Raw genomic sequence first — 7,900 nt, 5'->3', positions numbered from 1 at the left:
CGCTCTTCCGATCTGGCCCGGGCCAGGGCAGCCGCGCCGGCGCCGGCTGCGGCACCTAAACGCAAGCCGTACAAACTGGTGGCCATCGGTACCTCCACCGGCGGCCCGGTAGCCCTGCAGCGGGTCTTGACCCAGCTGCCGGCCAACTTCCCGGCACCGATCGTGCTGATCCAGCACATGCCGGCTGCGTTCACCAAGGCGTTTGCCGAACGCCTGGACAAACTGTGCCGCATCAGCGTCAAGGAAGCCGAGGACGGTGACATGCTGCGACCAGGCCTGGCCCTGCTGGCCCCGGGTGGCAAGCAGATGATGGTCGATGGCCGTGGCACGGTGAAGATCCTGCCTGGCGATGAGCGCTTGAACTACAAGCCGTGCGTGGACATCACCTTCGGCTCGGCGGCCAAGTCATATGGCGACAAGGTGCTGTCGGTGGTGCTGACCGGCATGGGTGCCGATGGCCGCGAAGGCGCGCGCCTGCTCAAGCAGGGCGGCAGTACGGTGTGGGCCCAGGATGAAGCCAGCTGTGTGATCTATGGCATGCCCATGGCCATCGTCAAGGCCAACCTGGCCGACGCGGTGTATAGCCTGGACGAGATCGGCAAGCACCTGGTAGAGGCCTGCGTCTGATGGATGTGCTGAGCCTGATCGGCCTGATCCTCGCCTTCGTTGCCATTGTCGGTGGCAACTTCCTCGAGGGTGGCCATGTCGGTGCCCTGGTCAATGGGCCGGCGGCATTGATCGTGCTGGGCGGCACCTTGGCGGCAGCACTGCTGCAGTCACCGCTGGCCTCGTTCAAGCGGGCCCTGCAGATTCTGCGCTGGATCCTGTTCCCGCCCAGGGTCGACCTGGCGGGTGGCATCGACCGGGTGGTGAACTGGAGCCTGACCGCGCGCAAGGAAGGCTTGCTGGGCCTGGAAGGGGTGGCCGACAGCGAGCCCGACCCGTATGCGCGCAAAGGCTTGCAGCTGCTGGTCGATGGCGCCGAGCCAGAAGCCATTCGCAGCATCCTCGAAGTCGATTTCCTGACCCAGGAAAGCCGCGATATCCAGGCGGCCAAGGTGTTCGAGAGCATGGGCGGGTACGCGCCTACCATCGGCATCATCGGTGCGGTCATGGGCCTGATCCACGTGATGGGCAACCTGGCCGACCCGTCGCAACTGGGCAATGGCATCGCCGTGGCCTTCGTCGCCACCATCTACGGTGTGGCCAGCGCCAACCTGGTGCTGCTGCCGATCGCCAACAAGCTCAAGGCCGTGGTCATGCGCCAGTCGCGCTACCGCGAAATGCTGCTCGAAGGCCTGTTGTCGATTGCCGAGGGCGAAAACCCGCGCTCCATCGAGCTGAAGCTGCAAGGCTTCATGGAGTAACCCATGCGCCGCCGCCGTCCTACCGAGGAACACGAAAACCACGAACGCTGGCTGGTGTCATACGCCGACTTCATTACCTTGCTGTTCGCATTTTTTGTGGTGATGTACTCGATTTCGTCGATCAACGAGGGCAAGTACAAGGTTATTTCCCAGGCGCTGCTCGGGGTGTTCAACGACCCTGAGCGCAGCATGAAGCCCATCCCCGTGGGCGAGGAGAAGCCATTGACCGTGCGCCCGGCCGAGCCGCTGGTCAACGACAGCGAGCAGACCGAAGCAGGCCTTGCGGCAACCAATACCGACCCGCTGAAGACCATCAGCGATGACGTGCGCGACGCCTTTGGCGACCTGATCAAAAGCAACCAGATGACCGTGCGCGGCAACGAACTGTGGATCGAGATCGAGCTCAATTCATCGCTGTTGTTCGGCAGTGGCGATGCCATGCCCAGCGACAAGGCGTTCGCCATCATCGAGAAGGTGGCCGATATTCTCAAGCCGTTCGCCAACCCGGTGCATGTCGAGGGTTTCACCGACAACCTGCCGATCCGCACCGCGCAGTACCCGACCAACTGGGAGCTGTCGTCGGCGCGGGCGGCGAGCATTGTGCGCCTGCTGGCCATGGAGGGGGTGAACCCGGCCCGCATGGCCTCGGTCGGCTATGGCGAGTACCAGCCGGTGGCCAGCAATGACACCGCCGATGGCCGGGCGCGCAACCGGCGGGTGGTGTTGGTGATTTCCCGTAACCTGGAAGTGCGCCGCAGCCTGACGGGCTCGGGCAGCGCCAATGCAACACCGGATGCTGCCCTGCGCCGGGCTGGCACACAAAGTGCACCGGCTACGCCAGCAAAGGTGGCGGGGCAGTGATTCGTCAATTCTCTGGCACTGCTACAAGCACAATTTTGACTGTGACGCCGTCCCCTGTGGGAGCGGGCGAGCCCGCGAAGCAGGCGACGCGGTGATTGGCACCGGCTTCGTCGGTGTTCGTGGGCTCGCCCGCTGCCACATCGATCGCACGCGCTTTCAAATCAATACATAGAGTTTGCTTGATGAGAGTCTGGGCAGTAGCCAATCAAAAAGGTGGCGTCGGCAAGACCACCACGACCATCGCTTTGGCCGGCCTGCTGGCCGAGGCCGGCAAGCGCGTGGTCGTCGTCGACCTGGACCCGCACGGTTCGATGACCAGTTACTTCGGCCACAACCCTGATGCCCTCGAGCACAGTTGCTACGACCTGTTCCTGCACAAAGGCAGCGTGCCTGAGGGCTTGCCGGGGCAACTGCTGCTGCCCACCAGCGACGAGCGGATTTCGCTGTTGCCGTCGAGCACCGCGCTGGCCGTGCTGGAGCGCCAGTCGCCGGGGCAGAATGGCCTGGGCCTGGTGATCGCCAAGAGTCTGGCGCAGTTGTGGCAGGATTTCGACTTTGCCTTGATCGACAGCCCACCCTTGCTCGGCGTGCTGATGGTCAATGCCCTGGCCGCCAGCCAGCAGTTGGTGATCCCGGTGCAAACCGAGTTTCTTGCGGTGAAGGGGCTTGAGCGCATGGTCGCGACCCTGGCCATGGTCAACCGGTCACGCAAGCAGGCGCTGCCGTACCAGATCGTGCCGACACTGTTCGACCGCCGCACCCAGGCCTCGCTGGGCACCCTCAAGCTGCTGCGTGACACCTACGGCCAGCATGTATGGCAGGGCTACATCCCGGTCGATACGCGCCTGCGCGACGCCAGCCGCAAGGGCGTGACGCCTTCGCAGTTCGACGCCAAGAGCCGTGGGCTGGTCGCCTACCGGGCACTGCTCAAGCACCTGTTGACCTACAAACCCGCAGCGCAGGTGGCCTGATGACCCAGACCCGGTACACCGGCACCCGGCCACAGATGGCCTTGCAATCGTATCTGGATGGCCTGCTGCAGGAGGCCACCGAAGACGAGGCGCTGTTGCAGGCACCCGTGGAGCCCGCTGCAGCCGATGAGTTCGCTGAAGCCGTGCGCGAGGAGCAGGCCCGCGATGCCCGCCAGCCGCAACCTGCCGAACCGCTCGTGGCCGTTGCCCGCCCTGCGCCTCGGCCTTTCGCCGAACCCCGCCTGGCGGTATTGCCCAGCGTGATGCCGGTCGACCCGCCGGTGGTGACGGTGGTGGAGCAGGAGGTGGTGGCCGAGGCGGCCATTCCAGTGCTGGTCGAAGCGCCTGCGCTGGAACCGGCGCTGCCACTGGTCGACGTGCACCTGCCAGCGCCGCCCGTGCCACCGGCCACTGTCGACGGCCGCCCGGCCTGGGCCGCCGAACCCTTCGAATGCCTGTTGTTCGATGTCGCCGGCCTGACCCTGGCCGTACCACTGGTGTGCCTGGGCTCGATCTACACCCTGGCCGGCCAGGAGCTGACACCGCTGTTCGGTCAGCCCGAATGGTTCCTTGGCATCCTTACCTGCCAGGCGGGCAACCTCAAGGTCCTGGATACGGCGCGCTGGGTGATGCCCGACCGCTACCGCGACGATTTCCGCCAGGGCCTGCAGTACGTGATTTCGGTGCAGGGCTACGAATGGGGGCTGGCCGTGCACCAGGTCAGCCGTTCGTTGCGCCTGGACCCGTCGGAAATCAAGTGGCGCAGCCAGCGTGGCCAGCGCCCGTGGTTGGCCGGCACGGTTATTGAACACATGTGTGCATTGCTCGACGTTGCCGCGCTGGCCGAGCTGATCGCCAGCGGCGCGGTCAAGCAGCTGCACGACAAACAAATGACACCGAACACAACCGCCAGAAAGCGGATTTAGAGGGCTAGGGGAATGAAAAAGTCGTCTGCACAAGGTTCTGAAGATCCAATCCTGCAGTGGGTAACCTTCCGGCTGGACAACGAGTCCTACGGCATCAACGTGATGCAGGTGCAGGAAGTGCTGCGCTACACAGAGATCGCGCCGGTGCCGGGTGCGCCCAGCTATGTGCTGGGCATCATCAACCTGCGAGGCAACGTGGTAACGGTGATCGATACCCGCCAGCGCTTTGGCCTGATGCCGACCGAAGTCACCGACAACACCCGTATCGTCATCATCGAGGCCGACAAGCAAGTGGTCGGTATCCTGGTCGACAGCGTGGCCGAGGTGGTCTACCTGCGCCAGTCGGAAATCGAAACCGCGCCGAACGTGGGTAACGAGGAGTCGGCCAAGTTCATCCAGGGCGTGTGCAACAAGAACGGCGAGCTGCTGATCCTGGTCGAACTGGACAAGATGATGACTGAGGAAGAGTGGTCCGAGCTGGAGAACATCTGAGTTGATCTTCGAGGTTGCGGTAATCTTTCTGGCGTTGCTGTGGGCCTTGAGCCTCTGGTTCTTCCTCAACTACAGCAAACGCCAGCGCGAAGTGGCCGCGCAGCAGGCCGTGGGCGATGCCCTGCGCGACCAGCGCATCAAGGACCTCGCCAAACGCCTGGATGACTACCAGAACGTCACGGTGCGCATGGGGGACGCGCTGCACGAGCTGAACGTGGCGGTTGCCCCCTTGCCGGACCGGATCCAGCAACTGGAGCAACGCGACCCTCATAACGTGACGTTTTCCCAGGCAGCCAAGCTGGTCGGCATGGGCGCCAGCATCGCCGAGCTGACCGAGAGCTGCGGCCTGACCCAGGCCGAGGCAGAGCTGATGAGCAAGCTGCACCGTAGTGACTGAGCCTGGCGGGCCGCTTCAAGGCCCGGTCAGGCCTGCGCCCAGGCTCAGGTCTGGACCCAGGAGTGATTGCCGCCGACCGTGGCGATGCGGTTGAGCGGCAATTGCTGGTGCACGGCCTCCCTCAGCGCGCTGGTGTTGATGAAGGTGGCGGTATTGATGCGCGGGATGTTGTACAGGTTGACCATCTGGCGCAAGGTTGCGAGGTTGGGCAATTGCTGGTCGATCACGTCGCTGAGCAGGCGCGGGCCGGTCAGGTAGCTCAGGCGGCTGGCATAACGGTAGAAGTTCGAGGGGTCTTCGGCCAGGCTGGGCCTGTGGTCATAGAAGTCCAAATGCAGGCGGAAGCGTGCGTGCATTTCCTCGCTGATCGCCTCCAGGGTCGGGTTGCCAGGGTGGCTACCGATCTGGCTGGTGTTGTACAGGCAGTTCATGCTCAGTTTCTCGTTGGCCATCGGCGGCGCCAGCAGCAAGCCATCTGCCGGGATGCACAGCGCTACGTCTTGAATCGCTTCGGTGGGCGTTGCCGGTGGTTCCCCCAGCTGGGGTTGCCCGGCCTTGCCTGGCACCCGTAGCGTGTCGTCGACGTCCATGTACAGCCCCCCTTCATGGTGCAGCAGCGGGTAGCGCAGCACATCGCTTGCCGACGCATAGTTGGTGGCCACGCCACCATTGCCGTCCAGGGCCGCGTCGTACTGGGCATAGTACTTGGTTTGCTGGAATGCCCTGAAGAACGCTTGCTCTTCCAGGGGTAGCACCTGCAGCCCCGGCGCCTGTTCGGCCAGCAGACGCAGGTTTTCTTCGTGAGCGCCAGGGTTGGCCGTGGACAGGAACAGGCGCAGGCTGTAATCACTGTTTTCCAGCGCCGCGACATTGTGGGCAAGGTTGCTCAGCAAGGCCGGGCGCAAGGTCTTGTCACCTACCCAGAGGCAGGAAATCCGCTTGGGGATGGGCAAGCTGTTGGCGGGGGCGCGTGGGATTTCACCCGGCAGCACCAGGTCGATACCCAGCGCGCGCAGGGTGGCGGTGCGCATCGCATCGGTGACTACGCGCTCGCGGGGCTCGGGTACCAGGCCGCGAGCATCAGGGCTTGCCACGTAGCCAACGGGCTCAACGTCGTTGATGTCCTCGTCCAGGATGAAGGCATCCCGTTCAAGGTCATATACCACCTCCTTGATGTAGTCGTCGATCACCGATTCCAGGGTGTCCGGCATGCCGTTGTACCTCGGCCTGCGGATCACGGCGTCGGCGGTGAGCGGGTCGGCCTGCGGCAGCGGCGGGATCGGTTCGCAGATATGGAAGTAGGGCGCACCTTCGGGCGCCGGGGCTAGCAATACGGGGGGGCGCACCGGGCTCATTGGGTAACCGATCTGGTCGTTGAGCCGAATCGGCGGCACGAAGCCATCGCTTTTGAACGCGAACAGTGCCGAGGCTTTGGCCGCCCCAGTCAACAGCAATGGCACAGCATTGAACAGCCCCCAGGTGATGTTGGCGACACCGTCCTGCCGTGCCTGCAGGGTCTTGCCATTGATCGCCTCATCCAGGCCAAGGCCCAACTGCGCAATGCCGCCGAGCGCCAACACCGGTGCCAGGCCGGGCACCACCAGGCACAGCGGTGCCAGCAAGTTGAGGGTGGTGAGCAGGTAGCCCCGCCACTTGGCTTTGCTGACCTGGCTGTCGCTGGTGATGATGAAGTCGGCGTCATCGAAGCTGCGTTGGCGTTGGCGCTCGGCCAGCGCCTGGAACAAGTCGCCGGTGATCCTCGGGTTGTAGCGGCTCGGCCGGTAGTTGACATAGGTGCGCGGCGGCCAGATACCGTCGTTGTTGAACATACCGTGCTCCGGTGGCAAGGCGTGGCGCCGGGGATATTCGGCCAGTCCATCGAGTGCGGTATCCAACCCGCTGAAATCCACGCCCTGCGGCCTGTCGGCCAGGCGGAAATGCTGTTTCAGGGCTTCACGCTTGAGCGGGTCTTTGCATTGCTCGCCAATCCAGTCTTTCAGCGCGTTTTCACTGGCGAACTCCAGCAAGGGTGAACTGTTGCCAGGTATGTAGAGCACTGTCAGGTCCGTGCCTGGGTTGCACAGGTACAGCAGGTCGGTGGCGGCGTAGCCATAGATGCTCAGGGTGCTCATGCGCAGCTTGTCGACCCGCGGCATCAAATCGGCCGCTTGCCACAGCAGTTTACGTGCCGCTTCGCTGAGGCTGCCTTCGCTGACCTGCTTGTTGCAGGCGGCAATGAAATTGAGCTTGCACGCCAGGCGGTGGGCGCCCATATGGTCGCGCCAGTAGGTGTGCAGGGTATTCTTGAAGGGTGCCTGGAAGTCCAGGTTCTCGATGAACTGCTGGAAGCTTTCGGCGGCTATCGGCACATGGGTGGTGGCGTCGTAGCGCGCTGGTTCGGTGCGGTGGAACAGCCCGTTGAACACCGAAAACTCGGCGCCATAGTGGTTGAAACCCCGGGCGGGCAGGGCGTTGACGATCCGCACCGGGCTTTCTGGCAAGGTGCCAGCCCAGGGCGCACGGAACAAGGCGCCGAACAGGTCGTTATTGCTTTCGCCCTGCCAGTTGCTGAGCACGGCCTGGGTCAGGCTGACGCATTGCCTGACCTCTGCCAGGCTGCCGCCTTTGTGGTCGGAACGGTAGTGCAGGGTCACCACATCGACCCGGTCGGGGTCGAGGTGGTGGCCCTGCTCGGCGAACCATTGCCTGACGGCCTGACTGGCCTGCCGATCGGGCCGAGGGACATGGTTCAGATGATCGCGGACATAGTGCACGCCAGTGGCGTTGATCCCGGTAGTGCGCATCGTGGTTACCTTGCGTGAGTGGGTGCTGCAAGGTTGCTGGATCACGCTGCACGCCAGTGGTAGATAACTACATACGCCCGCT

8 protein-coding genes are annotated in these 7,900 nt (G+C 63.8%); 7 read left to right on the top strand and 1 reads right to left on the bottom strand.

The annotated features are described in order from the left end of the window. From cheB to B3361_RS19470, 7 genes are all read left to right on the top strand, one after another. On the top strand, positions 1-627 hold a 627-nt coding region (gene cheB, locus B3361_RS19500), incomplete at its 5' end, for a chemotaxis-specific protein-glutamate methyltransferase CheB (RefSeq protein ID WP_286920326.1). Beyond that, on the top strand, positions 627-1,367 hold the full coding sequence (locus B3361_RS19495; protein WP_009681920.1) for a flagellar motor protein: 741 nt from the start codon (positions 627-629) through the stop codon (positions 1,365-1,367). The genes cheB and B3361_RS19495, both read left to right, overlap by 1 nt. Positions 1,368-1,370: 3 nt before the next feature. Continuing rightward, positions 1,371-2,228: a flagellar motor protein MotD gene (gene motD / locus B3361_RS19490; protein WP_054881287.1), complete on the top strand. Its 858-nt coding sequence runs from the start codon at positions 1,371-1,373 to the stop codon at positions 2,226-2,228. A gap of 182 nt (positions 2,229-2,410) precedes the next feature. After that, positions 2,411-3,199, top strand: coding sequence for a ParA family protein (locus B3361_RS19485; protein ID WP_009681922.1), 789 nt, complete (start codon positions 2,411-2,413; stop codon positions 3,197-3,199). After that, the gene (locus B3361_RS19480) at positions 3,199-4,125 is read left to right on the top strand and encodes a CheW domain-containing protein (RefSeq protein WP_054904666.1); all 927 of its coding nucleotides are present in this window, start codon (positions 3,199-3,201) and stop codon (positions 4,123-4,125) included. The genes B3361_RS19485 and B3361_RS19480 overlap by 1 nt, the downstream gene beginning before the upstream one ends. 12 nt (positions 4,126-4,137) lie before the next feature. Then, entirely contained in the window at positions 4,138-4,617 is a 480-nt protein-coding gene (locus tag B3361_RS19475; RefSeq protein ID WP_003254393.1) for a chemotaxis protein CheW, read from the top strand. 1 nt (position 4,618) lies between these two features. Next, the gene (locus B3361_RS19470; RefSeq protein WP_009681924.1) at positions 4,619-5,014 is read left to right on the top strand and encodes a DUF2802 domain-containing protein; all 396 of its coding nucleotides are present in this window, start codon (positions 4,619-4,621) and stop codon (positions 5,012-5,014) included. Positions 5,015-5,058: 44 nt separating this feature from the next. Here B3361_RS19470 and B3361_RS19465 read toward each other — a convergent pair whose 3' ends face one another. Further along, positions 5,059-7,818, bottom strand: coding sequence for a dermonecrotic toxin domain-containing protein (locus B3361_RS19465; protein ID WP_054904665.1), 2,760 nt, complete (start codon positions 7,816-7,818; stop codon positions 5,059-5,061). Positions 7,819-7,900 lie beyond the last annotated feature (82 nt).

The organism is Pseudomonas sp. UBA6699, from assembly GCF_002454615.1.
Taxonomy (GTDB): domain Bacteria; phylum Pseudomonadota; class Gammaproteobacteria; order Pseudomonadales; family Pseudomonadaceae; genus Aquipseudomonas; species Aquipseudomonas juntendi.
The sequence above is the reverse complement of the archived record's forward strand: the minus strand, read 5'-3'. Positions and strand labels throughout refer to the sequence as shown.

Excerpts from the sequence above, each read along its gene's own strand:
- B3361_RS19465 (WP_054904665.1), bottom strand. The coding sequence starts at position 7,818 with ATGCGCACTACCGGGATCAACGCCACTGGCGTGCACTATGTCCGCGAT.
- B3361_RS19480 (WP_054904666.1), top strand. The coding sequence starts at position 3,199 with ATGACCCAGACCCGGTACACCGGCACCCGGCCACAGATGGCCTTGCAA.
- B3361_RS19485 (WP_009681922.1), top strand. The coding sequence starts at position 2,411 with ATGAGAGTCTGGGCAGTAGCCAATCAAAAAGGTGGCGTCGGCAAGACC.
- B3361_RS19495 (WP_009681920.1), top strand. The coding sequence starts at position 627 with ATGGATGTGCTGAGCCTGATCGGCCTGATCCTCGCCTTCGTTGCCATT.
- motD (WP_054881287.1), top strand. The coding sequence starts at position 1,371 with ATGCGCCGCCGCCGTCCTACCGAGGAACACGAAAACCACGAACGCTGG.
- B3361_RS19475 (WP_003254393.1), top strand. The coding sequence starts at position 4,138 with ATGAAAAAGTCGTCTGCACAAGGTTCTGAAGATCCAATCCTGCAGTGG.